Source organism: Desulforamulus hydrothermalis Lam5 = DSM 18033 (assembly GCF_000315365.1).
In the GTDB taxonomy this organism is placed as follows: Bacteria; Bacillota; Desulfotomaculia; order Desulfotomaculales; family Desulfotomaculaceae; genus Desulfotomaculum; species Desulfotomaculum hydrothermale.
Genome location: NZ_CAOS01000003.1, coordinates 141,229 through 165,974, shown reverse-complemented (window position 1 = coordinate 165,974; position 24,746 = coordinate 141,229). Strand labels below are relative to the sequence as shown.

The following is a 24,746-nucleotide window of genomic DNA, read 5'->3' as shown; positions in this document are numbered from 1 at the left end:
GCCGGGAGGAAGTAAAATAAGTGAAGAAAGACTGGCGTTATAAATTTTAAACAACGGGCGATATTATTTATCATCACAAATCAACATACAAGGGAAGTAAGTTTATATGAAAAAAATTTTGCTGCATACCTGTTGCGGTCCCTGCACCATTTACCCGCTGGCAAAGTTAAGACAGCAGGAATTTGAAGTTTACGGGCTGTTTTATAATCCCAATATTCATCCCTATACTGAATTCCAAAAAAGACTTGATCAATTGGCACAGTATGCTGGACAGCAGAATTTAAAAGTAATATTTGACGATACCTACCGGTTGGAAGAATACCTGCAGGAAGTCGTCCACCGGGAGGCCAGACGCTGTCAGATATGCTATTATATGCGCCTGAAAAAAGCGGCTCAAATGGCTAAAAAGGGGAAGTTTGATGCTTTTTCCACTACCCTGTTGGTCAGCCCCTTTCAAAAGCATGATTTAATCAGACAACTGGGAGAAAGCCTGGCTGAGCAATATGGCATACCCTTTCACTATGAAGATTTCCGCCCCGGTTTTCCGGAGGCAGTGGCAAAATCAAAAGAATTAGAAATGTACCGCCAGCAATATTGCGGCTGTATCTTCAGTGAAAGAGATCGGTATTACCGACCCCGGCGAAATGCTGTCAACAAGGTGGTTGAAAAAAATGACACCCTTTGAATCTATGGCTAAATTGCTATTATTGGCCGGTTTGCTGCTGTCCTTGCTGGGCGGCTTGCTGCTGCTGGCCGGCAAGCTACCGGGTTTGGGTAAGTTGCCGGGCGATATATTTATCCAAAAAGGAAACTTCACTTTTTATTTTCCGGTGGTTACCTCTGTTATATTAAGCATACTGCTGACTTTCATTTTAAATATCTTGTTCAGGCGTTAAAACATGCTCTTTGGACTAAGAAGATCGTGAACCGATTTGTTGACAGTGCAGGCGTCCTGTTGTTGACACAGGACGTTTCTTTATTAACCGGCCGAAAAGCAGGAATTTGCCAATAAATGTCGAACAAAGCATAAGTTACCTGAAACAACAAAAATGACGGGCGACTGCCAAGGTTCGGCGGTTATAACCTTAGAAAAATTTTGGCATACTATTACCCAGGCATTGGGATTAATTGCCCGGAAATAACAAAGGAGTTAATGCTTTGAAATTAATAGATTTTGATTATCATTTGCCGGAACAGTTGATTGCCCAGGAACCTCTTGAAAAACGTGACCAATCAAGGTTAATGGTGGTTCACAGGGACAACCGGCCCCTTGAACATAAAGTATTTCGCGATCTGGTGGAATATTTGCGGCCCGGCGACGTGCTGGTGATGAACGAGAGCAAAGTATTACCGGCCCGTATCTATGGCACAAAAACTTCCACCGGCGCTAAAATAGAAGTATTGCTGCTCAGGCAGATTGCCGAAAGACGTTGGGAGGCCCTGGTGAAACCGGGCAAGAAGGCCAGGGTAGGGGATATGCTGGATTTTGGGGAAGGTTCAATGACAGGCAGTATCCTTGACCATACCGAGGCTGGCGGCAGGATCATAGAATTCAGTCACCGGGAACCTTTTCTGCAAGTGTTGGAGCGGCTTGGTACCATGCCGTTGCCGCCTTACATCAAAAAACCACTGGCAGACCGGCAACGCTACCAGACGGTATACGCCCGGCAAGAGGGATCTGCAGCAGCTCCCACCGCCGGGCTTCACTTTACCCATGAGTTGCTGGATGAAATAAGATCCATGGGAGTTAAGACTGTAACAGTGTTGCTGCATGTGGGCTTGGGTACCTTCCGGCCGGTACAAACGGAGGACATAGAACAACATGTTATGCACAGCGAATATTATGAGATTGCCCCCCAGGCAGCGGAGGAGATTAATAAAGCTAAAGAACAAGGCGGACGGGTCATTGCCGTAGGCACTACCAGCGTAAGAACCCTGGAAACTGCCGGCAATGCCAAGGGGTTGGTATTACCCGGTTCGGGCATGACTGATATTTTTATTTACCCCGGTTATAAATTTAAAATAATTGACGGTTTGATTACCAACTTTCACCTGCCCAAGTCTACTTTATTGATGTTGGTAAGTGCTCTGGCGGGCAGGGAAAAAATATTGGCTGCTTACCGTACGGCAGTACAGGAAAAATACCGTTTCTTCAGCTTTGGAGATGCCATGCTGATTATTTAGGAGGAAACATGCCGGTTAAAATTATTATTGAAAAGGAAGAAAAACATACCAGAGCCAGGCTGGGCAAACTTTACACACCCCACGGGGTGGTGGAGACACCCATTTTTATGCCTGTGGGTACCCAGGCAACCGTTAAAACCATGACACCCGAAGAAGTATGGGAGACAGGCGGCCGGCTGATACTCAGCAATACTTATCATCTGTACCTACGGCCGGGACACGATTTAATCCGGGAGGCCGGCGGGCTGCATCGCTTTATGAACTGGCACGGGCCTATACTGACAGACAGCGGCGGCTTTCAAGTTTTCAGCTTAGGCCCCTTGAGAACCATTACCGAGGAAGGCGTTGAGTTTCGTTCCCATATTGACGGTTCCAAGCATTTTTTTACGCCGGAAAAAGTGATGGAAATAGAACAGGCACTGGGAGCAGACATTGCCATGGTTTTTGATGAATGTGCCCCCTACCCCTGTGACCGGGAGTATGCTCTGGCTGCCTTAGAACGCACAACCCGCTGGGCAGCCAGGTGCCAAAAGGCTCATCACAGGAAAGACCAGGCCTTGTTCGGGATTATTCAAGGCGGTGTTTTTAACGACCTGCGTGCACGCAGTGCCCGTGAATTAATGGAATTGGACTTTCCCGGTTATGGCATCGGGGGATTGTCGGTGGGGGAGCCGAAAGAATTGATGTATGATGTTTTAGATCATTTAATTCCCTTGTTGCCTAAGGACAAGCCCCGTTATTTAATGGGGGTGGGTTCGCCTGATTGCCTGATTGAAGGTGTGATACGCGGGGTTGATATGTTTGATTGTGTGCTGCCCACCCGAATTGCCCGCAATGGAGCAGTGTTTACTCATAAAGGCCGCTTAACTGTGCGCAATGCTGAATATGCCAAAGATTTTCGGCCTTTGGATGAACAATGCGACTGTTATACCTGTCGCAATTATTCCCGTGCTTATATCCGGCACTTAATAAAAGCAGATGAAGTATTGGGAATTCGCTTAACAACCATCCATAATTTGCATTTTATTCAGCGTTTAATGGATAAAATAAAAGAAGCCATCCGGCAAGACAGGCTGTTAGAGTACCGGGCTGAATTTTTATCCCATTTCCAGGCAGGTTAAATTTGTGCTGTTGGCAGGGAAAACCTGACATGAAGCAGAAAAAGTTGTTATGCTAGCAGAAAGGAGGGTGCAATTTGGATTTAGGACCACAAACGGCTTCTATTATTTATATTGTTGCCTTGTTTGCCATTCTTTACTTTTTAATGATCCGGCCGCAACAAAAAAGACAAAAGCAGCATGCTGCCATGATCAAAGCATTAAATATTGGCGACAATATTATAACCGTTGGCGGACTGCTTGGCTCGATTGTAAAGATTAAAGACAACACGGTTGTTATCAGAGTGGCAGATAAAGTACACATCGAGGTATTAAAAAACGCCATTGCTCAAGTGACAGAAAAGAAAGAAACCGAGTAATCGATTAGAAAAGAGAGTAGGCAAGGCCTACTCTTTTTACAATCAATGCGTTAAATACAGGAGTGAAGCAAGGATGAGTATCACCCTTGAAGACGTCAAGCAGAATCCTGTGGTGGATGCCTGCATTAGGAAAGGCAATGAATATTTGGGAGTTATGGGGTTCACAGAACACAGTTACCGCCATATTAACCTGGTGGCCAGCATTGCCAGAAATATTTTAGAAAAACTGGGCCGGCCGGCCCGGGAGTGCGAGCTGGCAGCCATTGCGGGCTATTTGCATGATATCGGCAATGTTATCAGCCGTAATGATCATGGTATTTCCGGTGCCAATATCGCATTTAATCTGCTGTTAAATATGGGTATGCCGCCGGATGAAGTTTGTACGGTGGCCTCAGCCATTGCCAACCACGAAGAACAGTACGGTTATCCTGTCAATGCGGTGGCGGCGGCTTTGATTGTAGCGGATAAGTCGGACGTTCACCGGTCAAGGGTGCGTAACCAGGACTTTGCCACCTTTGATATTCATGATCGGGTTAACTATGCTGCTTCACATGCTTTTGTTTATGTTAATGATGACCGCCGCACCATCACCATGGAGCTAAGCATTGATATAGAAATTTGTCCGGTGATGGAGTATTTTGAAATATTTCTCACACGAATGATACTATGCCGCCGCGCAGCCAATTACCTTGGCTGCAATTTTGAGTTAGTAATTAACGGCGCCAAGCTGTTATAAACGCTCATACTTAATTGACATGCGATTTTGGCAGGTATATAATTAAATTTGTTTATTTGCAGTATATAAAGGGGGAAATTGGAGATGAAATGGGGCAAGGTACTCAGACTGTTCGCAGTTATTATTGCCGTAGCTGTTATTGCTGTTGCCGGCACACAGCCCATCTTCCCAAATGTCAAATGGTTGCCTTTAACCAAAGAAATTCCGCTGGGCCTGGATTTGCAGGGCGGTGTGCATGTAACCCTGGAGGCTAAAGATACGCCGCAGGCCAAGGTGAATGACGAAACCATGAAGCAATTGCTGGAAACCATTGAACGGCGGGTAAATGCCTTTGGTGTAGCCGAACCAATTATCCAGCGGGAAGGCAAAAACCGAATTATTGTCGAGCTGGCAGGTATTAAAGATCCGGAAAAGGCTGTTAATGAAATAATAAAAACAGCTTATCTGGAATTTAAAACCGAAGACGGTAAGACAATCCTTACCGGTGCTGATTTGAAAAATGCGGTAGAATCAAAGGACGCTGTTTCCGGTTTGGTGGAAGTGGATCTTGAATTCAACAAAGAAGGCACAGAAAAATTTGCCGCCGCCACCTCTGCCAATGTCGGCAAGCGGATAGCCATCATCTTGGACGGTCAAGTTTTACAAAACCCTGTGGTACAAGAACCCATTACCGGAGGTAAAGCCCGCATTACCGGTTACAACAGTTTGGAAGAAGCCCATACCATTGCCGTACTGCTGAAATCCGGTGCCCTCCCCCTGAAAACGGATGTTATCGAAAAGCGTACCGTAGGCCCCACCTTGGGTGCTGATTCCCTGGATAAATCGATTAAAGCAGGCATCATTGGCATTATTGCAATTTTAGCTTTTATGCTGGCTTATTACCGGATACCAGGCATGGTGGCCAATGTTGCACTGGTAGTATACGCACTGATTGTGCTGGGTATTTTTGCGGCCATGCATGTGGTGCTGACGCTGCCGGGAATAGCTGCTTTCCTGTTGTCTATGGGTATGGCGGTGGATGCCAATGTTATTATATTTGAACGCTTAAAAGAAGAACTGAAAAGCGGCAAAACACTGCGTACGGCCATTGATGCCGGATTTAAGCGGGCCTTGGTGGCGGTGCTGGATTCCAACGTAACCACCTTGATAGCCGCTGCCGTACTGTTTTACTATGGTTCCGGCCCCATTAAGAGCTTTGCGGTGGCCCTGTCTGTAGGCATTTTAACCAGTATGTTTACGGCCATTACCTTTACCAAATGGCTGCTGCACAGCACGGCTGATACCGGCATCAAAAACACAAAACTCTACGGGGCGTAAGGGAGGTAAAAAGTATGTTTCATATCATTAAAAATCGTAAGATATACTATATTCTCTCCCTGGCCATCATTGTCCTGGGGCTGGTTTCATTAACCACCCGGGGGCTTAACCTGGGTATCGATTTCACCGGCGGCAACCTGGTGGAATTAAGGTTTAATAACCCCACAACAGTGGAACAAGTACGGACGGCCTTAGATGAATATGATTTGGCCGACAGCAAGATCCAGAGCAGCGGCGAAAACACCTTTATTATCCGGACTAAAGCGATGTCCCAACAGGAAAGCGACAAAGCCTTTAACGGCATCAGTGAAAAACTGGGCGGGGCTACCCTGTTGCGCAATGAGCTGGTAGGGCCGGTCATCGGTAAGGAATTAACCCGTCAGGCTTTAATGGCTTTGGCAATTGCATCAGTACTGATGGTACTGTACATTACCTGGCGTTTTGAATTTTTGCAGGCGATGGCTGCCATCGGTGCCCTGCTGCACGACGTGCTGGTGATGGTAGGTATGGCCTCCCTGCTGCAAGTTGAAATAGACAGCTCCTTTGTGGCAGCTGTATTAACCATTATTGGTTATTCCATTAACGATACAATTGTTATATTTGACCGTATTCGTGAAAACCTGCGTCAGAACCGTAAAGAAGATTTGGCTGACCTGGTTAACAAATCTTTGTGGCAGACCATGGCCCGTTCCATCAATACCGTGTTGACTGTGGTGTTTGTGTTGTTGTCCCTGTTCTGGTTTGGTGGCAGCACCATCCATAACTTTGTCACCCTGTTGCTGATCGGTATTATCAGCGGAGCCTACTCATCCATCTTTAACGCCGGCCCTGTCTGGTATGATTTAAGGCGCTTGAACAGGGAACGCAAACGTGCTGCCAAGGCAGCTGCCTAAAATAAAAATACTGCGCGGGGTAACCCCTCGCGTTAATTTTTTATAACTGCAAGGAGGAAGTTTATGCTGGAGCAAATAAAAAGCGAAATGTCCCGCAACCGTATTATTGTGACTGTTATCGGACAGGATAGGGTTGGCATTATTGCCCGGGTTGCCACCATACTGGCAGACCATCAAATTAATATTCTGGATATCAGCCAAACAATTTTGCAAGAGTTTTTTGCTATGGTGTTAATTGCCGACATGGAAAAGAGTTCCCTGGAGCTTGACTCGTTAAAAGAAAAACTAAATCAACTGGGGAAAGAAATGGGTGTCAAAATTGAAGCCCAGCACGAGGATGTTTTTCGCTATATGCACCGCATTTAGTCATAGGGTTAAATGAGCAGGAGGTTGTCATGTACAGCATCAATGAAGTTTTAGAAACCATACGCATGGTGCAAGAAGAAAATCTGGACATTCGCACCATTACCATGGGTATCAGCCTGCGGGATTGTGCGGATGCTGATTACAAAAAAGCTTGTCAAAAAATATATGACAAGATAACCGGCCGGGCTGCCAACCTGGTGCGTGCCGGAGAGGAAATAGAGCGGGAATACGGTATTCCTATTATTAACAAACGAATTTCTGTTACCCCTGTGGCACTGGTGGCAGAAAGCAGCAATGCCGATAATTATACTGCCTTTGCGGAAGCAATGGATCGTGCGGCTAAAGAAGTTGGCGTTAATTTTATTGGCGGTTTCTCTGCTTTGGTTCATAAAGGTTTTACTAAAGGTGACCGCATTTTAATTAACTCCATCCCGGAGGCCTTATCTGTCACCGAGCGGGTGTGTTCATCCGTTAATGTGGGTTCTACCAAGGATGGCATCAACATGGATGCGGTCTATCTGATGGGACAGGTCATTAAAGAGTGTGCCGAACGTACCGCCCCGCAAGACGGGCTGGCCTGCGCCAAGCTGGTGGTATTTTGCAACGTGCCGGAGGATAACCCCTTTATGGCCGGTGCTTTTCACGGTGTGGGAGAGCCGGAGTGTACCATTAACGTAGGGGTCAGCGGTCCCGGCGTGGTGAAAAATGCAGTAGAAAAAGTAAAGGGTTGCGATTTTGGCACTTTGGCAGAAACCGTGAAAAAAACTGCCTTTAAAATAACCAGAATGGGCGAACTGGTGGGCCGGGCAGCCGCCCAAAAATTGGGGGTGCCTTTCGGAATTGTTGACCTGTCCCTGGCGCCTACGCCTGCTGTCGGAGACAGTGTGGCGGAAGTATTAGAGGCTATGGGCTTGGAAACCTGCGGTACCCACGGTACCACAGCGGCGCTGGCTCTTCTGAATGATGCAGTGAAAAAGGGCGGCGCCATGGCTTCCTCTTATGTAGGCGGTCTTTCCGGGGCATTTATACCCTTAAGCGAAGATGCCGGCATGATTAGGGCTGCTGAGCAAGGGGTATTAACGTTAGAAAAACTGGAGGCCATGACCTGCGTATGTTCGGTGGGCTTAGACATGATTGCCGTTCCCGGGGATACCACAGCGGAAACCATTGCAGCAATTATTGCTGATGAAATGGCCATCGGCATGGTGAACTTTAAGACCACTGCCGTACGCATTATTCCCGCCCCCGGCAAAAAAGTGGGGGATCATGTGGAGTTTGGCGGCTTACTGGGACATGCACCGATAATCCCAGTAAAAACAGCTGCTGCAGTAGATTTTGTGTCCCGTGGCGGACGCATACCGGCTCCCATACAGAGTTTGAAGAACTAGTGCTGTTGTTTTTCAGACAGGCAGTTAATAGCTGCCTGTCTGAAAAGTACTGTGGGCTGTTGAGTGCCGGAGCACCGGAAAATCAAGGGCCTTTTTCTTTTGCCTCTGTGGCGAAAATTTCGTTCGGCAGATGCTTTATGTTATAATGCTCTTGAAAAAAGGTTTACGAATGTTGCCGAAGGCAAGGTTTATCAAACTGTTGATAAAATTTTGGCATGAGGTGTATTTGTGCAGCCCCTTGTATTTGTTATCAAACCGGAACATGCGAAAACCCGCCTGGATGTTTTTTTAGCGGGTGTTTGCCAGGATATCAGCCGGTCTTATATACAAAAACTGATCGATGAAGCAATGGTGACAGTAGACGACCGGCCGGTTAAGGCCAACCATAAATTAAAAGCCGGTGAAAAAGTTTGCCTGATTGTCCCGCCGGCGGCGGAATTGAAGGTGGAACCTGAGAACATTCCGTTAGACATTTACTATGAAGACAGTCACTTAATAGTCGTGAATAAACCCAGGGGGATGGTTGTTCACCCGGCTGACGGTACTGTTTCAGGCACTCTGGTAAACGCCCTGCTGTACCATTGTCAGGACTTGTCAGGCATCAACGGTGTGATGCGTCCCGGTATCGTCCACAGATTAGACAAGGATACTTCCGGCCTTCTGATGGTGGCCAAAAATGATAATGCTCATCAAGCGCTGGCTCAACAGTTGAAAGATCGCACAGTGACCAGGCGCTACCTTGCCCTTGTCCATAACAACCTAAAAGAAGAACAGGGAACGGTTAATGCGCCCATTGGCCGTGACCCCAGGGACAGACAAAAGATGGCGGTTATTGAACGCAACTCCAAACCGGCCGTGACTCATTACCGGGTGGTGGAACGGTTTGGCCGTTACACCTTAATTGAGTGCCGCCTGGAAACAGGGCGCACTCACCAAATCAGAGTGCATATGTCGTACCTGGGATTTCCGCTGGTGGGTGACCCCAAATATGGGCCAAGCAAACCTCATTTCAACTTGGACGGTCAACTGCTGCATGCCATGGTGCTGGGTTTCCGGCATCCGGTCAGCGACACTTACTTGGAATTTACAGCCCCGCTGCCCCGGGTGTTTGCAGATGTTCTGCAGTATTTAAGGGAAAATTTTACACCGTAAAGATCTTCAGCCAATACCAGATAAAAAGAATGTCCCGGGGTACACTAAAAGCCGGGAGGGTTTGGCGTGGAACAGCTTAAACATCAATTGTGTGCGCTGCGGGAAAGGATAGATGCGCTGGCCAGGAATATGGAAAAAATGAAACTGGCTGAGTATGTGGCACTGTTGGAGGATACCAGGCGCTTGCTATGGGTGAACTTTATTTCAGGCATTGCCCGGGGCTTAGGTATTGCGGTGGGTTTTACAATTTTGGGTGCGGCGGTACTGTATTTTTTGCAAAAATTATTATTGCTTAACTTGCCGCTGGTAAGTGATTTTATTGCGCAGATTGTTCAAATGGTGCAAATAAAAATGTATTGAAGAAAACTAGCGAAACCAGTTGAGCGCTTCGACGAAAAGGGCGGTCACTCCGGCGGCCATTAAGGGGCCTACCGGCTGACCGTTAAAGAACAGTATACCGATCACCGACCCTAAAATAAGACCAAAAATAATGCCTGGGTTTATCTGCATCAACTTTAAACCCTCACTGTTTAAATGAGTGGCCAGCACGCCAGCCAAAACAGCCAGCAGGCCGGGCAAAGAGGTTATATTATATAGAAGTTCGCCGGTTGTAACTTTGTCGGTGGCGATGGGAATAAGGATTGAGAGAAGCAGAAAAAGCAAACCCACCTCTAAACCGTGGGTTTCCAGATAAGGAAACAGTATTTCCAGTTTGCTGAATTGCAGGACTAGCAAAATACAGGCACAGACGGAAATGAGATTAGACCTGGCTGCCAGACCGATGAGAAGTAATATGAGCATGGAAATTTCGCCCCCGTGCATTGTCTTAGCTCCTTTTCCGGACAAGTTTATTACAATATATGCACACCTGTCCGGTTCTAGCACAAAGGGCAGACCCCCGGCCGGCAGGCCGGGGCTGTGCTGCAACGGCATTTTAGGGTTCAGGCAGAGGGTCACCAATCAGCGCAGTCCCTGCTTAATAAATGTTTACGTTCTCTGCAGTACCGCCTTTAATGTATCCGCCCTGAGACCAGCCCGCAAGGCTTCCAGGGCCAGAACTTCATGGGGATTAATGTTGCCCATGTTGACATTGGGGCCAAAACGGATAATTAGTTCCTGCTGCTGTTCTTTAAGCGGCGCTTCCCAAATTAATTTAGAAGCGTCCCGGACGCTGTAAACTAATTCTTCCAGTTCGGACATAATGAGATTGCCTTCCCGGTCGTACAGTCCTACAGCTTTGCCTGATTCCCGCCCCTCCACTATAACATGGCAGGCGCCGCAGGACAGGTCATGGTTAACTAACCTGATAATATCTTTTATCTCAAATTCGTTGTCAGGGTCTTTTTTACCTACCTCTGAAAGTACCTTAAAACCCATTTCGCAGGCTGTGGAGATGGCCTGGGCGCGCAGCTGCAAACTCATATCAATGGTGCCGTCAGAAATTTCTACCGCAGTAAAGCCAAAATCTCGGGCCATTGCCAGGTATTGCCGCAGCTTGTCTTGGAGCACCGCCACTTCTAAAAAGGTACCACCTGGGTAGATGTCCACACCGTGGGAGGTAACCAGATGAATTTTTTCCTCCAGAACCTCATTGTAATACAGTGCGGCGGTACCAAAACCCAACTTTAAAAAATCAATATAATCACCTGCCAAATTTAACAAATCTCTGGTTTCTCCCAAACCAAGGCCTTTGTCAATAATCATGGTAATACCGGTGGTGCGTGGCTTAGCGGTCCGTTTTCCCATCGGAAATTGCAGCAGTTCCTGCCACATTTTTTCTGTCCCTTTTTTGGTCATCAGGCTAACACAACTCCTTTCCGGGCTCGCTCACGGTTAAGCGAGATCCCTCTGGCACCTCCTGTACATACCCGTATCTTTGGGAGTGGTTTACCTGAGTTTAATCTATGCCAACAGTAGAGCAGAGGTCACATGTTTCAGAGATCGCCATTATTTACCTGTCCATCCTTATTTCCCCTTGGCATCTCCGGCAAAGGCTTACGGGCTACCAGCAGCTCATGGGGGCGACCGGCCAGGCTGTTATAAATATAAGCCGGCCTGGCTACCGGTTTGACCATGATTTGTTTTGAGACTTGCTGATCTTCCGGGCTGTTAGACGGCTGGGAAGCCTGGATGGCTCTGACCTTAATCAAAAAGAAGGCCAGTAATCCCGCCGTTGCTGCCAGTCCGGCGGCAGCCCAAAACATGATGTGCTGTCCGATGCCCACCAGCCAGCCAAACAAGGGGGGGCCTGCCGCAACACCAAGAAAACGAACGCCGCCGTACAGGGAAGTGACCAGCCCCCGTTCATCTTTATCTGTGGATCCTGTAATCAAAGTATTTAAACAGGGCAATACCAAACCGGTGCCGATGCCGGCCAGCGAGATGCCGCCGAAAAAAGCATAAATATTGTTAAATACGGGCAGCGTCAGCAGGGAAGCTGCCATTAGGCCCAGACCGGAAACAACCAGCCACTTCATAACGGCTACATGCTTTTTAATTAAAGCTCCGGTAATATAAGAGGTGGTGCTCATAAATAAGACAGGCACAGCCAAGGCAGCTCCTTTTAGTAGGCCATCCATGCCAAATTTTTTTTCCAGATAATCTGACAAATAAAATAACACGCCAAACAGGATTAACAAGGCGGCTGATCCGGCGAAAAAGCAGCTGAGCAGTAAAGGCGCTTTCTTTTTAAAGATTTTTCGGATGGCGTTAAGGTACTGCTTTACTGTTTTGGGTTCTTGTTGCCTGTCAGGTTCTTTGGTGAGAAGCCAGACGGCTAATATTACCACGGCAATAATCAGGGGGAAGAAGAAAAAGACAGCCCACCAGGCAATCAGGCCAAGTAAAGAACCCAAAATGGGGCTGGCCACTTTACCCATGCCGTTGGCAGCCTCGATAACCCCCAGAGATTTAGCCCTTTCTTTTCCCTGCCAAAGGTCGCCGCAAAAGGCCATAGCGATGGGGGCGGTGCCCGCCGCACCGATGCCCTGAATAATCCTGCCCCCCAAAATTAAAGGAAAAGCCTGTTCTTTTAAAAAAACAGCGCCTCCCCCGGCGATTAAACCGCCCAGCCCATAAAGAAACAGGCTGGGAATAATTACTTTTTTACGCCCGAAACGATCGGATAAAAAACCGGCTAAAGGGATAACCAGGCCAGCCGGAACTGAAAAAAGGGTTATGATCAGGCTGATCTGCATTTGAGATACCCGGAGAGTTTTGGCCATTTGCGGCAGTACCGGAATTAACATGGAATTTCCCAAGACCATAATCAGTGGCACCCCGGCCAGGGCGGCCAGGGTAAATTTATTTACCGGTTTATTTTTATCTCCTGCTGCGGCTGCCTGTGCCAAACATACCACGTCCTTTATATAAACTTTAAAATAAGGGCAAATGTATTCTTTCTCTGAAAACTTATTGCTATGCATTTTCCCCTCTGCTGCGGCATATCTAAGAATAGGTAATGCTGACAAGCGGCGGAGGTTAATTATGTTTTATGTTGCCGATAAAATTGTCATAGCCATGGCCTTGCTGCGTTGTTGTTCGGCCAGCTTGGAATTAACGGCTGCTTTTCTGATGATAAAGTTTGGCAGAGTGGAAACGGCTTTGAAAATTAATGCTTTACTGGCTATGGTGGGTCCTACGGTGATGGTGTTGGTGACCACCCTGGGCCTGGTGGGGCTGGCCGGTAAAGTTTCATTAAGCAAAATGGGCATTATCCTGGCCGGGGTGGCACTTATTTTTTACGGTATCAGCCGACCGTAACCCAGATGAGACAATCTTGCCGGGGCTTATGAGGCTCAGGCATCTGTCAGTACCGTGCAGCGCAGGCATTTGCTGCGGTCATCACAAGCGGATGGGTCGACAGTCCGGTATAAACATTTCTTAATGGCATCCGGTGGTTGACAGGGGCGGCGGCGGGTGCTAAACTTATACCAGCAAAACCTTTAATTTGGTCCAGTGAGGCCGGTAAGGAACATAAAGAACCTTATTTTAGGTTAAACTATGCGTGCTTACCGTAACGGTAAGCGTTTTTAATGCCTATTGGCTGGAGGTGTCCATTAATTTTATGAATGAGCGGGATCTCAAGGAAAAGGCGCAGATTCTGGACGACAAAGGAATGAGACGGGCGCTGGTGCGGATTGCCCATGAAATTATTGAACGCAACAAAGGGGTAGAAAACGTAGCTTTAATCGGTGTACGCCGCCGCGGAGTTCCTCTGGCCCAGCGACTGGCCAAATTTATCAGTGACATTGAAGGCACCACTGTGCCGGTGGGGATTTTAGATATTACCCTCTACAGGGATGATTTAACTACCCTGGCTAATCAGCCCCAGGTTCACCAAACAGAAGTGAACTTTCCGGTTACCGGCAAAAAACTGGTGCTGGTGGATGATGTGCTTTACACAGGCCGTACGGTGCGGGCTGCCCTGGATGCCATTATGGATCTGGGCCGGCCGGAAGTGGTGCAACTGGCGGTGTTAATTGACCGGGGACACCGGGAAATTCCTATCCGGGCAGATTATGTGGGGAAAAACGTTCCCACTTCTCGTAAAGAGGTGATTTCCGTCCGGTTAACCGAGATTGACGGCGAAGAAAGAGTTGTTATTTTAGAAGGAACAGAATAACTCTACCTGACAAACCTTTAAAAGCGGTCCAGTGAGGCCGGCAAGGTGATTCCCGGGTGGGAATGCAGGCAGCAATGCAAAGATTGCTGAATTTATAGCCTTATTGCCGGCCTCAGCCAGGTATTACAACCTGGTTGGGGCTGTTTTATTTGTAACCTGTAACTGCTAACCAATAATTTAAAGGAGGGATGGGTGTGTTTTGGCAAAGAAAGGACCTGCTTGGCTTAAGACAACTGACACCGGAGGAAATAAACCTGATTCTGGATACTGCGGTACCTATGAAGGAGATAATCGGCCGCAAAATTAAAAAAACACCCACTTTGCGGGGACGCAGTATGGTAACCCTGTTTTATGAAAACAGTACCCGCACCAGAGCCTCCTTTGAGCTGGCAGCCAAGTTTCTCAGCGCCGACACCATAGGACTGGCCGCCTCCGGCAGCTCGGTGGCCAAAGGTGAAAGCCTGCGGGATACCGGCCTTACTCTGACGGCCATGGGAGTAGATGTGGTGGTGATGCGCCACCCGGCCAGCGGTGCTGCTGAGTACCTGGCTAAATGCATACCGGCGGCAGTAATCAATGCCGGAGACGGCACCCACGAGCACCCAACCCAGGCCCTGCTGGACCTGTTCACCATCAGAGAAAAAAAGGGGAGCCTGGCAGGACTGAAGGTAGCCATCGTAGGAGATATTCTGCACAGCCGGGTGGCCAGATCAAATATATGGGGACTCAGCAAACTGGGGGCGGAGGTAAGGGTAGCAGGGCCGAGCACCTTGCTGCCGCCGGAACTTGAACAATTAGGAGTTAAAGTATTTACAGAAGTGGAAGCCGCCCTGGAGGGGGTAGATGTAGTAAATGTATTGCGCATCCAATTAGAAAGGCAACAGCAAGGCTTATTTCCCACCCTGCGAGAGTACAGCCGTTTATTCGGTATCAACCAGAAGCGGCTGCAATTAACCGCACCGGATGCCTTAATCATGCATCCGGGCCCCATGAACCGGGGCGTGGAGATTGATCCACAGGTGGCCTACGGCAGCCGGTCGGTCATAAATGAGCAGGTTACTAACGGGGTGGCAGTTCGCATGGCGTTATTATACCTGTTAACAGGAGGTGAATATCATGCGCTTGCTCATTAAGGGCGGCACGGTTGTTGACCCGGTGGCTGACAGCTTAACCACAGCTGATATTTTGGTGGATAACGGCTTCATATTAGAGATGGGTGATGACCTGACAGATCCCGCCGCCCGGGTTATTGAAGCCGGCCGGCAATACGTTTGTCCCGGTTTGTTAGATATGCATGTCCACCTGCGGGAGCCCGGCTACGAGTACAAAGAAGATATCCTTAGCGGCACCCGGGCCGCAGCTATGGGTGGCTTTACCGCAGTGGCTTGCATGCCCAATACCAACCCGGTGGCAGATCATGGGGCAGTAATCAGCTATATTAAAGAAAAAGCCCGCCAGGCCGCTGTGCAGGTATATCCCATCGGAGCCTTGACCAAAGGGTCGCAGGGCAAAGAGATGACTGAAATGGCAGATTTAAAGGAAGCCGGGGCAGTGGCCCTGTCTGATGACGGCCGACCGGTGACGGATGCCGGCACCATGTACAGAATTATGCAGTATGCTGCCATGTTGGGATTGACGGTAATCTCCCATTGTGAGGATGTAAACCTGGCTGCTGACGGTCAAATGCATGAAGGGGCTGTTGCCGCCATGCTGGGGTTAAAAGGGATACCCCCGGCTGCCGAAGAAGTAATGGTAGCCAGGGATATCCTGCTGGCTGAGGCCACCGGCTGCCGGCTGCATATTGCTCACCTTAGCACCCGGGGCAGTGTGCGGCTGGTGCGGGAGGCCAAAGCAAGGGGGGTCAGAGTTACTGCTGAGGCTACGCCCCATCATTTTACACTGACGGATGAGGCAGTGCAGGGATTTAATACCAACGCAAAAGTAAACCCGCCTTTGCGCCGGCAGGAGGATGTGGCGGCTGTGCAGGAGGGGCTGCGGGACGGCACCATAGATGTTATTGCCACCGATCATGCTCCCCATGCTTACCACGAAAAAGATGTAGAGTTTGCCTATGCGCCCAACGGCATGATTGGCCTGGAAACCGCCGTAGGACTGGTATTTACCCGGCTGGTGCAGCCGGGGGTGCTTACCGTACCCCAGGCGGTGGCCAAACTGAGCTGGCATCCCAGACAGGTGCTGGGGCTGCCCGGCGGCAGACTGCTGCCCGGCACAGAGGCAGACATTACCGTAATTGATCCCCACTGCAGTGAAGTGGTGGACCCTGCCAAATTGCAAAGCAAAAGCAAAAACACGCCTTTTGCCAGATGGAAATTAACCGGCTTGCCGGTACTGACGATGGTAAAGGGCAGGGTTGTTATGCAAGAAAGACAACTCCTGGTGTAAATCAATACTAGATAATTATACAGTTTAATGTATAATTATACAAAGAAGCAACTTGACGGAGGTGTCTTTGCATCATGCAAGCATATTTAGCCTTGGAAGACGGAACTGTATATGCCGGCACGGGTTTTGGTGCCGGCGGCGAACAATGGGGAGAAGTGGTATTTAATACCGGCATGACCGGTTATCAAGAGGTGTTAACCGATCCCTCCTATTGCGGTCAAATAGTGGTAATGACTTACCCGCTGATTGGTAATTACGGCATTAATAAAGATGATTTTGAGGCTAAGAGTTCTTTTGTGCGGGGCTTTGTGGTTAAAGAAGCCTGTTACCGCCCCAGCAACTGGCGGGTCAGCAATAAAATAGATGAATTTCTGGCCCGGCAGGGTATCATCGGTATTGCCGGCATTGACACCCGGGCTTTGACCAGGCGTATTCGCAACTACGGTACCATGCGCGGTGTAATATGCACCGGAGCGGTCGACCCCCGTGAACTGGTAGAAAAAGCCAAATCATGCCCGCCAATTTCCGGACAGGAGCTGGTGCCCACCGTAGCTACCAAGGAAATTTACACGGTGCCCGGCAGCGGACCCCGGATAGCATTGCTGGATTTTGGTGCTAAAGCCAATATTATTCGCTGTCTTAATAACCGCGGTTGTGAAGTGATTGTGCTGCCGCCCACCACCGCTGCGGCGGACATACTGGCTTTAAATCCCCAGGGAGTTATGCTGTCCAACGGTCCCGGCGACCCCACCGACGTGCCCTATGCCATTCAAACCGTCAAGCAGCTCATCGGTCAGCTGCCGATTTTCGGCATATGCCTGGGCCATCAAATTCTTGGTCTGGCTGTGGGAGGGAAAACCTACAAATTAAAGTTTGGTCATCGGGGCGCCAACCACCCGGTTAAGGATTTGGTCAGCGGCCGGGTGTATATCACATCTCAGAATCATGGTTTTGCAGTGGCTGCCGAATCGCTGCCGCCGGATGTTGCAGTGTCCCATCTCAACTTAAACGATAATACCGTAGAGGGCTTGTGCCATAAGTATCTGCCGGTTTTCTCGGTGCAGTATCACCCGGAAGCCGCACCCGGTCCCATGGATTCAGAATATCTGTTTGACCGCTTCCTGGCAAACATTACGCAACAGGCAGCAAGTTGAAGGAGGTAACTCATGCCCAAAAAGCAAGGGATACAAAAAGTGTTGGTGATTGGCTCCGGTCCCATTGTTATCGGTCAGGCAGCGGAGTTTGATTATGCCGGCACCCAGGCCTGCCGCTCTTTGCGGGAAGAGGGTTTGGCAGTGGTGCTGATAAACTCCAACCCTGCCACCATCATGACAGATGCCGACATGGCCGATAAAGTTTATATCGAACCACTGACGCCCGAGTTTGTCACCCGGGTAATTCGGCAGGAGAAGCCGGACGGCCTGCTGCCTACCCTGGGAGGACAGGTGGGACTTAACATTGCCCTGCAGTTGGCGGAACAGGGAATTTTAGAGGAAGAAGGGGTTGCCCTGCTGGGCACCCCCCTGGATGCCATCCGCAAAGCAGAAGACAGGGAAATGTTTAAGTTGATGATGGAACAAATTGGTGAGCCGGTGCCTGAAAGCGCCATTGTTTGTTCTGTCAGGGAAGCGGTGGAGTTTGCGGACTCCATCGGCTACCCGGTAATTGTGCGGCCGGCTTATACCCTGGGGGGAACAGGCGGCGGCCTTGCCCACAGCCGGGATGAACTGGCGGCTGTTGCCGTGAAGGGACTTAAACACAGCTTGATTGGGCAAATACTCGTAGAGCGCAGTGTGGCCGGGTGGAAAGAAATAGAGTATGAAGTCATGCGGGACAGCGCGGATAACTGTATTACTGTTTGCAATATGGAAAATATTGATCCGGTAGGTGTTCATACCGGCGACAGCATTGTGGTGGCCCCCTCACAAACCCTGAGCGACCGTGAATACCAGATGCTGCGCAGTGCAGCCATAAAAATTATCCGGGCCCTGGGTATTGAGGGAGGGTGCAATGTTCAGTTTGCCCTGGATCCCCACAGTTTTAAATATTATGTCATTGAAGTAAATCCCCGGGTCTCACGTTCCTCAGCCCTGGCTTCCAAAGCTACCGGTTATCCTATCGCCAAAGTGGCGGCTAAAATTGCCGTCGGCCTGACCCTGGATGAAATACGCAATGCAGTGACCGGGCAAACCTATGCCTGTTTTGAACCGACGCTGGATTATGTAGTGGTTAAATTTCCCCGTTGGCCCTTTGACAAATTTACCGATGCGGACCGTTCCCTGGGTACCCAGATGAAAGCCACCGGTGAGGTGATGGCCATCGACCGTACCTTTGAGGCGGCCCTGTTAAAAGCTATCCGTTCACTGGAGATTGGCCTGGAAGCCCTGCAGCTGCCCGAAACGGCTGCCTGGCCCGACCGGCAGCTAGCCGACAAATTGAAGCAAGCAGAAGACCGGCGGATCTTTGTCCTGGCAGAATTTTTCCGGCGGGGCGGTACCGTTGAGGAAGCTCATACACTGAGCGGTATCGACAGGTTCTTTCTGGAAAAAATACAGGATGTGGTTAAATTTGCCGAAAACCTGCGGCAGGCAGCGGGGGGCTTAAGCCGGGAATTATTGCTGGCAGCTAAAAAGTATGGTTTATCGGATAACTACATCGGTTATTTAACCGGCCGGTCGGCGGAACAGGTAAGGCAGGCCAGGTTATCTTCAGGCCTTCAACCGGTTTATAAAATGGTGGATACCTGTGCGGCTGAATTTGCCGCGGTGACACCTTATTACTACTCCTGCTACGAATCAGAATCCGAGGCGCTGCCCACCCAGCGACCTAAAGTGGCGGTGCTGGGTTCAGGGCCCATCAGGATTGGACAAGGCATTGAGTTTGACTACTGTTCGGTACACTCGGTTTGGGCTCTTCGGGAAGAGGGGCTGGAGACCATCATTATTAACAATAACCCGGAAACTGTCAGTACCGATTTTGATACCGCCGACCGACTGTATTTTGAACCACTGGTGCCGGAGGACGTCTTAAATATCTTGGATCAAGAAAAGCCCCAGGGGGTAATTGTGCAGTTTGGCGGCCAAACCGCCATCAACCTGGCTAAACCGCTGGCTGCCGCCGGTTACCGGATAATTGGCACCACGGTCGATGCCATAGATCAAGCCGAAGATCGAAAAAGGTTTGATCAATTGCTGAGCCGGTTAAATATTGCCAGGCCGGCCGGACGAACCGCCTGTTCACTGGCGGAAGCGGCGGCCATTGCCGACGAAGTGGGTTTTCCGGTGCTGATACGCCCTTCCTATGTGCTGGGTGGCCGGGCTATGGAAATTGTCTATAACCAACAGGAACTTTTAGCTTACATGGAAAAGGCGGTTAAAGTAACGCCGGAACACCCGGTGCTGGTGGACCGCTACCTGGTAGGTCGGGAATTTGAGGTGGATGCTGTTTGCGATGGCAGTGAGGTTTTGATTCCCGGCATTATGGAACATATCGAACGGGCCGGTGTCCATTCGGGAGACAGCATGGCGGTTTACCCGGCCCAAACCTTGACCGGCCGGCAGACAGCCCGGATAGTTGATTACACCCGGCGCATTGCCCGGGCCCTGCAAGTTAAAGGGTTGGTTAATATCCAGTATGTGCTGCATGAAGATCAAATCTATGTCATTGAAGTTAACCCCCGTTCCAGCCGGACAGTTCCTTATTTAAGCAAAGTTACCGGCATCCCGATGGTGCACCTGGCTACCAAATGTGCTTTGGGGAAAACCCTGGCAGAATTGGGGTATCAAGGAGGGTTGGTGCCGGCTGCCGGTCTGGTGGCGGTTAAGGCGCCGGTATTTTCCTTCGGAAAACTGCTGGATGTGGATGTTTCCCTGGGGCCGGAAATGAAGTCCACCGGTGAGGTACTGGGCGTTGACAGGGATTTTTCAATGGCCCTGTACAAAGCTCTGCTGGCTGCCGGCAACCGATTTCCCAAACAAGGAACGGTGCTGGCCACCATTGCCGACCGGGACAAAGAAGAATCACTGCCCGTTATACAGGGGTTGCTGGAGTTGGGCTACAAGATATGCGCTACCCGCGGCACAGCGGATTATTTAGGCCGGCACGGTATTCCGGCGACCGTTGTCAACAAAGTGGGAGAAGGCGGGCAAACGATTGTAGACCTGATTAAAGCGGGCCAGATCAACCTGGTTATTAACACCATCAGCCGAGGAAAAGAGCCCTGGCGGGACGGCTTTAAAATCCGCCGGGCGGCCGTGGAACACGGTGTTCCCTGCCTGACTTCCATGGATACCGCCTGGGCAGTGGTAGAGGTGCTTTACGGCATCCAGGAAGGGGAAATCCCCGACTTAATTCCCCTGCAAAACTATCACAGCTTTGCCAAACGGTAACAAAATTAATATTAACAGGTTAGTGTTAGGGAGAAATTCTTGCCAAAATCCGCTTATAAAGAGTAAACTTAAGGCAGATTGCGGCAATTTAACAGGTGGGGGGATGGTTGTGTCTAAAGTATCAGATGCTAAAGTGGCGGCGGTTTTTCCTGTGGCGCCGGAAACTTATTATATGGAGTTAGAGGCTCCGGAGATTGCCCGGCTGGCTGTGCCGGGCCAATTTGTGCATGTAAGCTGCAGCAGTGCACATGATCCGCTGCTGCGCAGGCCCCTTTCCATCCACATGGTCAGCCGACAGCAGGGGATTGTAGCTTTGCTGTTCAGGGTAGTGGGTAAGGGTACAGCTATCCTGGCGCAAAAACGAACCGGTGATGTGGTTAACGTAATGGGGCCTCTGGGGCGCGGCTTTACTTTGCCGCTGCCGGGCTCCCGGGTAGCGCTGGCGGCGGGCGGTATCGGGGCGGCTCCCCTGGTCTTCCTGGCCCAGGAATTAGCCAATCTGAAATGCCCCATAACAGTATATCTGGGTGCCAAAAACAAAAAAAGCTTGCTTTGTGACGGGCAGTTTGTCCAGCTGGGGGCAGAAGTGGTGATTGCTACCGATGACGGTTCCTTGGGTTTTCAAGGAACTGTGCCGGACATGATGCGCCGTCACCGTGATTGGCGACGCACGGCCATGACTTACCTGTGCGGTCCCAAGGCAATGATGCAAGAAATATCGGCTATGCTGGCGTCAGCTGACGTGCCCGGGGAAGTAACCTTGGAAGAAAAAATGGGGTGCGGGGTGGGTGCTTGCCTGTCCTGTGCGGTTAAAATCGCTCATCATGGCCAAGTTAGGCAGCAAAGGGCATGTGCCGACGGTCCGGTATTTCCCTCCTGGCAGGTGGTGTGGGATTGAAACCTAATTTAGCAGTCAATGTGGGCGGTATTAAAATGAAAAACCCGGTCACCACCGCTTCCGGCACCTTTGGTTTTGGCCTGGAGTACCGGCCGTACTTTGATCTTAACCGGCTGGGGGCTGTAGTGGTCAAGGGAACAACCTGGGAACCGCGACAGGGGAATAAGACCCCCCGGCTGGTGGAAACACCGGCCGGCATACTAAATGCCATTGGCTTACAAAATCCCGGCGTGGATTACCTGGTGCAACATTATGCTCCGTATTTTGCAACCCTGCAAACCAAAGTTATTGTTAACATAGCCGGCAGCACGGTTGAGGAATATGCCCGGGTGGCGGAAAGGCTCAACGGTGTACCGGGCATTGCCGGGCTGGAAGTAAATATTTCCTGCCCCAATGTAAAAAAAGGGGGCTTGGCCTTTGGCAGCCGGCCGAGCACAGCCGCCCAGGTTACCAGGGCGGTTAAAGGGGCCACTGACCTACCGGTAATTGTCAAGCTGTCGCCCAATGTAACGGATATCGAAGAAATTGCCAAGGCGGTGGAAGAAGCGGGGGCAGATGGCTTGTCACTCATTAATACCCTGCTGGGAATGGCCATTGATATTCGCCGGCGTAAACCGGTACTGGGCAACGTTATGGGCGGTTTGTCCGGCCCGGCTGTAAAACCGGTGGCAGTACGGGCGGTCTGGCAGGTTTACCGGGCGGTCAAATTACCCATTATTGGCATGGGCGGCATCAGCACTGCTGCCGACGCTCTGGAATTTATCCTGGCCGGGGCAACCGCAGTGGCGGTGGGAACCGCCAGCTTTATCAATCCCCGGGCTGCTCTGGATGTACTTGAAGGGATTGAGTTGTACTTAAAAGAAAATAAAATTACTGACATTAAAGAACTGGTGGGTGCGGCACAGGTACCCGGCAACTAAGTTATTTATGGTGGGATGATATGGAAAACAAATTAAAATTGGCAAAAGAAAAATTAATTGTTGCCCTGGATGTTGATACCGGTGAGGCAGCCCTGGACCTGGTAAAAAAATTGTCAACCCAGGTGGGCATGTTTAAGGTGGGCATGCAGCTTTTTTACCAGGCCGGGCCTGATATAGTAAAACGGCTAAAAGAAGCCGGCGTGCGGGTCTTTCTTGATTTAAAGCTGCACGATATCCCCAACACAGTGGCGCAAGCGGCCCGGGGGCTGACCGCACTGGGGGCGGATATTATCAATGTGCATGCTGCCGGCGGGACTGCTATGATGCGGGCCGCTGCAGAAGCGGTGCGGGAACAGGCGGCGGCCCTTGGCCGGCCGGCCCCACGGGTAATCGCGGTGACGGTTTTAACCAGTATTGACCCGACGGCTTTTCAGTACGAGCTGGGGTTTACCTGTGATATTCAAAGAAAGGTGGCAGACTGGGCTCTCCTTACCCGCCAAGCAGGTTTGGACGGCGTGGTGGCGTCACCCCGGGAAATTGCCGTTATCCGCCGGGCCTGTGGGGAAGATTTTCTTATCATTACCCCCGGTATTCGACCGGCCTGGTCGGTGGCGGGCGACCAGAAACGCATTATGACACCGGCGGCCGCCCTTGGCCAGGGGGCCGGTTACCTGGTAGTGGGTCGCCCGATTACCGGCCAGGCTGACCCGGCGGCGGCGGCGCAAAAAATAATTACTGAATTGGCTGAGGTATTGTAAGATGCGGTTTGTGGTAATCATGCTGGCGACTCTTTTTATTGATTTGTTATCCAAGTTTTTTGTCATGCAGAAAATGTCTGAAGGGCAGTCAATTGCTGTCTGGCCGAACCTGTTTCACCTGACTTACATTCAAAATCCAGGGGCTGCCTTTGGCCTGCTGGCCGGCCAAACATGGTTTTTTATCGGCGTCACCGGCCTGGTGCTGGCAGGTATGGCGGTCGGCTATGGCTGGATCCGCCAGGCCGGCCCCCTGTACCAGTGGGCTTTTGGATTGGTGGCGGGGGGAGCGGTCGGCAACCTGGCGGACCGTATACGCTTCGGTAAAGTGATTGATTTTCTGGATTTTCGTATCTGGCCGGTTTTCAACCTGGCAGATACAGCCATATGTCTGGGTGTCGGGCTAATATTGCTGGATGCTCTGCGAGAGTTTCGCCGCCAACAAAGTTAACAATAATTAGTATTATGTAAACTCATCTTCATTATTATGGGAGTAGTTTTGCTCATAGCAACAAGGCAACGGCAGTAATTCAGGCGACCGGCAAACAGGGCCGGCTGACCATAACCGGGGGGTTGACAAATGACCAGAGAAGAAATTCTTGAAATTTTTACCAAAACAGGTGCCATGTTAACCGGGCATTTTCTCTTGACTTCCGGCAAACACAGCAACCGTTACTTCCAATGTGCCCAGGTGCTGCAATACCCGCAATACACTGAACGGTTGTGTCAAGCCCTGGCACAGCCGTTTGCCGGGCTGGACGTGGATACTGTGATTGGCCCGGCCATGGGAGGCATCCTGGTTTCTTATGAGGTGGCACGGGCGCTGGGGGCACGCAGCCTGTTTACGGAGCGAGAAAACGGCCATATGAAGCTGCGGCGCAACTTTTCTGTCTCACCTGGTGAAAGGGTGCTGGTGGTGGAGGATGTCATTACCACCGGCGGCTCGGTGGCTGAGGTAATCCAACTGGTGCGCAGTTTGGGCGGTCAGCCGGTGGGGGTGGGAGTACTGGTGGACCGCAGCGGCGGCCGGGTGGATTTGGGAGTCCGCACCGAAGCCTTGTTAAGAGTAACTGTGGAAACCTTTGAGCCGGCTGACTGCTCCATGTGCGCCCAAGGCTTGCCTGCCAGCAAGCCCGGCAGCCGACGGTTGTAAAAAGACAGAGAAATAAAACTTCTTGCATAAGCGCAAGCTATTAACAACTCAGATAGTGTTATTTTGGGGGCAGCAAATTGCCGAAGCACCGT

The 24,746-nt window shown here is 50.3% G+C and carries 26 protein-coding genes; 23 read left to right on the top strand and 3 right to left on the bottom strand.

Annotation, left to right across the window (positions count from 1 at the left end):
• Positions 1 to 106: 106 nt before the first annotated feature.
• The 12 genes from DESHY_RS01935 to DESHY_RS01880 all read left to right on the top strand — a co-directional run bounded on the left by DESHY_RS01935 (position 107) and on the right by DESHY_RS01880 (position 9,873).
• Positions 107 to 685: an epoxyqueuosine reductase QueH gene (locus DESHY_RS01935; RefSeq protein WP_008410044.1), complete on the top strand. Its 579-nt coding sequence runs from the start codon at positions 107 to 109 to the stop codon at positions 683 to 685.
• Positions 672 to 896 (top strand): DUF2905 domain-containing protein, encoded by a 225-nt coding sequence (locus DESHY_RS01930; protein WP_008410042.1) that lies wholly within the window; start codon positions 672 to 674, stop codon positions 894 to 896. Before DESHY_RS01935 ends, DESHY_RS01930 begins: the two co-directional genes overlap by 14 nt.
• 262 nt (positions 897 to 1,158) lie before the next feature.
• Complete coding sequence (gene queA / locus DESHY_RS01925; RefSeq protein WP_008410040.1) at positions 1,159 to 2,184, top strand: tRNA preQ1(34) S-adenosylmethionine ribosyltransferase-isomerase QueA; 1,026 nt, start codon at positions 1,159 to 1,161, stop codon at positions 2,182 to 2,184.
• 8 nt (positions 2,185 to 2,192) lie between these two features.
• Positions 2,193 to 3,305, top strand: a complete 1,113-nt coding sequence (gene tgt / locus DESHY_RS01920) for a tRNA guanosine(34) transglycosylase Tgt (RefSeq protein ID WP_008410039.1) — start codon at positions 2,193 to 2,195, stop codon at positions 3,303 to 3,305.
• 74 nt (positions 3,306 to 3,379) lie between these two features.
• The gene (gene yajC / locus DESHY_RS01915) at positions 3,380 to 3,661 is read left to right on the top strand and encodes a preprotein translocase subunit YajC (protein WP_008410037.1); all 282 of its coding nucleotides are present in this window, start codon (positions 3,380 to 3,382) and stop codon (positions 3,659 to 3,661) included.
• Positions 3,662 to 3,734: 73 nt separating this feature from the next.
• Complete coding sequence (locus DESHY_RS01910) at positions 3,735 to 4,397, top strand: HD domain-containing protein (protein WP_008410034.1); 663 nt, start codon at positions 3,735 to 3,737, stop codon at positions 4,395 to 4,397.
• An 84-nt stretch (positions 4,398 to 4,481) separates the two neighbouring features.
• A complete protein-coding gene (gene secD, locus DESHY_RS01905; protein ID WP_008410032.1) occupies positions 4,482 to 5,714 on the top strand; it encodes a protein translocase subunit SecD in 1,233 nt (410 codons plus the stop codon).
• Positions 5,715 to 5,728: 14 nt separating this feature from the next.
• Positions 5,729 to 6,607 carry a protein translocase subunit SecF gene (gene secF / locus DESHY_RS01900; protein WP_008410030.1) on the top strand — a complete coding sequence of 293 codons (879 nt, stop codon included), beginning with the start codon at positions 5,729 to 5,731 and terminating at the stop codon, positions 6,605 to 6,607.
• A gap of 63 nt (positions 6,608 to 6,670) precedes the next feature.
• Positions 6,671 to 6,973 (top strand): ACT domain-containing protein, encoded by a 303-nt coding sequence (locus DESHY_RS01895; RefSeq protein WP_008410029.1) that lies wholly within the window; start codon positions 6,671 to 6,673, stop codon positions 6,971 to 6,973.
• A 29-nt stretch (positions 6,974 to 7,002) separates the two neighbouring features.
• A complete protein-coding gene (locus tag DESHY_RS01890) occupies positions 7,003 to 8,361 on the top strand; it encodes a PFL family protein (RefSeq protein WP_008410028.1) in 1,359 nt (452 codons plus the stop codon).
• Positions 8,362 to 8,589: 228 nt separating this feature from the next.
• Positions 8,590 to 9,513 carry an RluA family pseudouridine synthase gene (locus DESHY_RS01885; RefSeq protein ID WP_008410024.1) on the top strand — a complete coding sequence of 308 codons (924 nt, stop codon included), beginning with the start codon at positions 8,590 to 8,592 and terminating at the stop codon, positions 9,511 to 9,513.
• Between the two features lie 66 nt (positions 9,514 to 9,579).
• Complete coding sequence (locus DESHY_RS01880) at positions 9,580 to 9,873, top strand: DUF5665 domain-containing protein (protein ID WP_008410022.1); 294 nt, start codon at positions 9,580 to 9,582, stop codon at positions 9,871 to 9,873.
• A gap of 6 nt (positions 9,874 to 9,879) precedes the next feature.
• Here DESHY_RS01880 and DESHY_RS01875 read toward each other — a convergent pair whose 3' ends face one another.
• The 3 genes from DESHY_RS01875 to DESHY_RS01865 all read right to left on the bottom strand — a co-directional run bounded on the left by DESHY_RS01875 (position 9,880) and on the right by DESHY_RS01865 (position 12,863).
• Positions 9,880 to 10,335, bottom strand: a complete 456-nt coding sequence (locus tag DESHY_RS01875; protein ID WP_008410020.1) for a DUF441 domain-containing protein — start codon at positions 10,333 to 10,335, stop codon at positions 9,880 to 9,882.
• Between the two features lie 165 nt (positions 10,336 to 10,500).
• Complete coding sequence (gene comA, locus DESHY_RS01870; RefSeq protein ID WP_008410018.1) at positions 10,501 to 11,310, bottom strand: phosphosulfolactate synthase; 810 nt, start codon at positions 11,308 to 11,310, stop codon at positions 10,501 to 10,503.
• Between the two features lie 137 nt (positions 11,311 to 11,447).
• On the bottom strand, positions 11,448 to 12,863 hold the full coding sequence (locus DESHY_RS01865; protein ID WP_048817850.1) for an MFS transporter: 1,416 nt from the start codon (positions 12,861 to 12,863) through the stop codon (positions 11,448 to 11,450).
• Positions 12,864 to 12,999: 136 nt separating this feature from the next.
• On the opposite strand from DESHY_RS01865, the gene DESHY_RS01860 reads away from it, so the two are divergent.
• The 11 genes from DESHY_RS01860 (at position 13,000) to pyrE (ending at position 24,654) form a co-directional block, all read left to right on the top strand.
• A complete protein-coding gene (locus DESHY_RS01860; protein WP_008410015.1) occupies positions 13,000 to 13,275 on the top strand; it encodes a YqhV family protein in 276 nt (91 codons plus the stop codon).
• A gap of 304 nt (positions 13,276 to 13,579) precedes the next feature.
• A complete protein-coding gene (pyrR, locus tag DESHY_RS01855; protein WP_048817849.1) occupies positions 13,580 to 14,137 on the top strand; it encodes a bifunctional pyr operon transcriptional regulator/uracil phosphoribosyltransferase PyrR in 558 nt (185 codons plus the stop codon).
• Between the two features lie 194 nt (positions 14,138 to 14,331).
• Positions 14,332 to 15,270 carry an aspartate carbamoyltransferase catalytic subunit gene (locus DESHY_RS01850; RefSeq protein WP_008410011.1) on the top strand — a complete coding sequence of 313 codons (939 nt, stop codon included), beginning with the start codon at positions 14,332 to 14,334 and terminating at the stop codon, positions 15,268 to 15,270.
• Positions 15,254 to 16,540 (top strand): dihydroorotase, encoded by a 1,287-nt coding sequence (locus DESHY_RS01845; RefSeq protein ID WP_008410008.1) that lies wholly within the window; start codon positions 15,254 to 15,256, stop codon positions 16,538 to 16,540. The genes DESHY_RS01850 and DESHY_RS01845 overlap by 17 nt, the downstream gene beginning before the upstream one ends.
• 74 nt (positions 16,541 to 16,614) lie before the next feature.
• On the top strand, positions 16,615 to 17,694 hold the full coding sequence (gene carA / locus DESHY_RS01840) for a glutamine-hydrolyzing carbamoyl-phosphate synthase small subunit (protein WP_008410006.1): 1,080 nt from the start codon (positions 16,615 to 16,617) through the stop codon (positions 17,692 to 17,694).
• Between the two features lie 12 nt (positions 17,695 to 17,706).
• Positions 17,707 to 20,928, top strand: a complete 3,222-nt coding sequence (gene carB, locus DESHY_RS01835) for a carbamoyl-phosphate synthase large subunit (RefSeq protein WP_008410003.1) — start codon at positions 17,707 to 17,709, stop codon at positions 20,926 to 20,928.
• A gap of 103 nt (positions 20,929 to 21,031) precedes the next feature.
• Positions 21,032 to 21,826: a dihydroorotate dehydrogenase electron transfer subunit gene (locus tag DESHY_RS01830; protein WP_008410001.1), complete on the top strand. Its 795-nt coding sequence runs from the start codon at positions 21,032 to 21,034 to the stop codon at positions 21,824 to 21,826.
• On the top strand, positions 21,823 to 22,746 hold the full coding sequence (locus DESHY_RS01825; protein ID WP_008409999.1) for a dihydroorotate dehydrogenase: 924 nt from the start codon (positions 21,823 to 21,825) through the stop codon (positions 22,744 to 22,746). The genes DESHY_RS01830 and DESHY_RS01825 overlap by 4 nt, the downstream gene beginning before the upstream one ends.
• Before the next feature lie 20 nt (positions 22,747 to 22,766).
• Complete coding sequence (gene pyrF / locus DESHY_RS01820) at positions 22,767 to 23,504, top strand: orotidine-5'-phosphate decarboxylase (protein ID WP_008409997.1); 738 nt, start codon at positions 22,767 to 22,769, stop codon at positions 23,502 to 23,504.
• A gap of 1 nt (position 23,505) precedes the next feature.
• The gene (lspA, locus tag DESHY_RS01815; RefSeq protein ID WP_008409996.1) at positions 23,506 to 23,952 is read left to right on the top strand and encodes a signal peptidase II; all 447 of its coding nucleotides are present in this window, start codon (positions 23,506 to 23,508) and stop codon (positions 23,950 to 23,952) included.
• Positions 23,953 to 24,081: 129 nt separating this feature from the next.
• Positions 24,082 to 24,654: an orotate phosphoribosyltransferase gene (gene pyrE, locus DESHY_RS01810; RefSeq protein ID WP_008409994.1), complete on the top strand. Its 573-nt coding sequence runs from the start codon at positions 24,082 to 24,084 to the stop codon at positions 24,652 to 24,654.
• The last annotated feature ends 92 nt before the right edge of the window (positions 24,655 to 24,746 follow it).

Excerpts from the sequence above, each read along its gene's own strand:
- DESHY_RS01935 (WP_008410044.1), top strand. The coding sequence starts at position 107 with ATGAAAAAAATTTTGCTGCATACCTGTTGCGGTCCCTGCACCATTTAC.
- DESHY_RS01845 (WP_008410008.1), top strand. The coding sequence starts at position 15,254 with ATGCGCTTGCTCATTAAGGGCGGCACGGTTGTTGACCCGGTGGCTGAC.
- DESHY_RS01890 (WP_008410028.1), top strand. The coding sequence starts at position 7,003 with ATGTACAGCATCAATGAAGTTTTAGAAACCATACGCATGGTGCAAGAA.
- pyrF (WP_008409997.1), top strand. The coding sequence starts at position 22,767 with ATGGAAAACAAATTAAAATTGGCAAAAGAAAAATTAATTGTTGCCCTG.
- pyrE (WP_008409994.1), top strand. The coding sequence starts at position 24,082 with ATGACCAGAGAAGAAATTCTTGAAATTTTTACCAAAACAGGTGCCATG.
- DESHY_RS01910 (WP_008410034.1), top strand. The coding sequence starts at position 3,735 with ATGAGTATCACCCTTGAAGACGTCAAGCAGAATCCTGTGGTGGATGCC.
- lspA (WP_008409996.1), top strand. The coding sequence starts at position 23,506 with ATGCGGTTTGTGGTAATCATGCTGGCGACTCTTTTTATTGATTTGTTA.
- DESHY_RS01875 (WP_008410020.1), bottom strand. The coding sequence starts at position 10,335 with ATGCACGGGGGCGAAATTTCCATGCTCATATTACTTCTCATCGGTCTG.
- tgt (WP_008410039.1), top strand. The coding sequence starts at position 2,193 with ATGCCGGTTAAAATTATTATTGAAAAGGAAGAAAAACATACCAGAGCC.
- DESHY_RS01860 (WP_008410015.1), top strand. The coding sequence starts at position 13,000 with ATGTTTTATGTTGCCGATAAAATTGTCATAGCCATGGCCTTGCTGCGT.
- pyrR (WP_048817849.1), top strand. The coding sequence starts at position 13,580 with ATGAATGAGCGGGATCTCAAGGAAAAGGCGCAGATTCTGGACGACAAA.
- secD (WP_008410032.1), top strand. The coding sequence starts at position 4,482 with ATGAAATGGGGCAAGGTACTCAGACTGTTCGCAGTTATTATTGCCGTA.
- carA (WP_008410006.1), top strand. The coding sequence starts at position 16,615 with ATGCAAGCATATTTAGCCTTGGAAGACGGAACTGTATATGCCGGCACG.
- carB (WP_008410003.1), top strand. The coding sequence starts at position 17,707 with ATGCCCAAAAAGCAAGGGATACAAAAAGTGTTGGTGATTGGCTCCGGT.
- DESHY_RS01895 (WP_008410029.1), top strand. The coding sequence starts at position 6,671 with ATGCTGGAGCAAATAAAAAGCGAAATGTCCCGCAACCGTATTATTGTG.
- DESHY_RS01830 (WP_008410001.1), top strand. The coding sequence starts at position 21,032 with ATGGTTGTGTCTAAAGTATCAGATGCTAAAGTGGCGGCGGTTTTTCCT.
- DESHY_RS01930 (WP_008410042.1), top strand. The coding sequence starts at position 672 with ATGACACCCTTTGAATCTATGGCTAAATTGCTATTATTGGCCGGTTTG.
- comA (WP_008410018.1), bottom strand. The coding sequence starts at position 11,310 with ATGACCAAAAAAGGGACAGAAAAAATGTGGCAGGAACTGCTGCAATTT.
- secF (WP_008410030.1), top strand. The coding sequence starts at position 5,729 with ATGTTTCATATCATTAAAAATCGTAAGATATACTATATTCTCTCCCTG.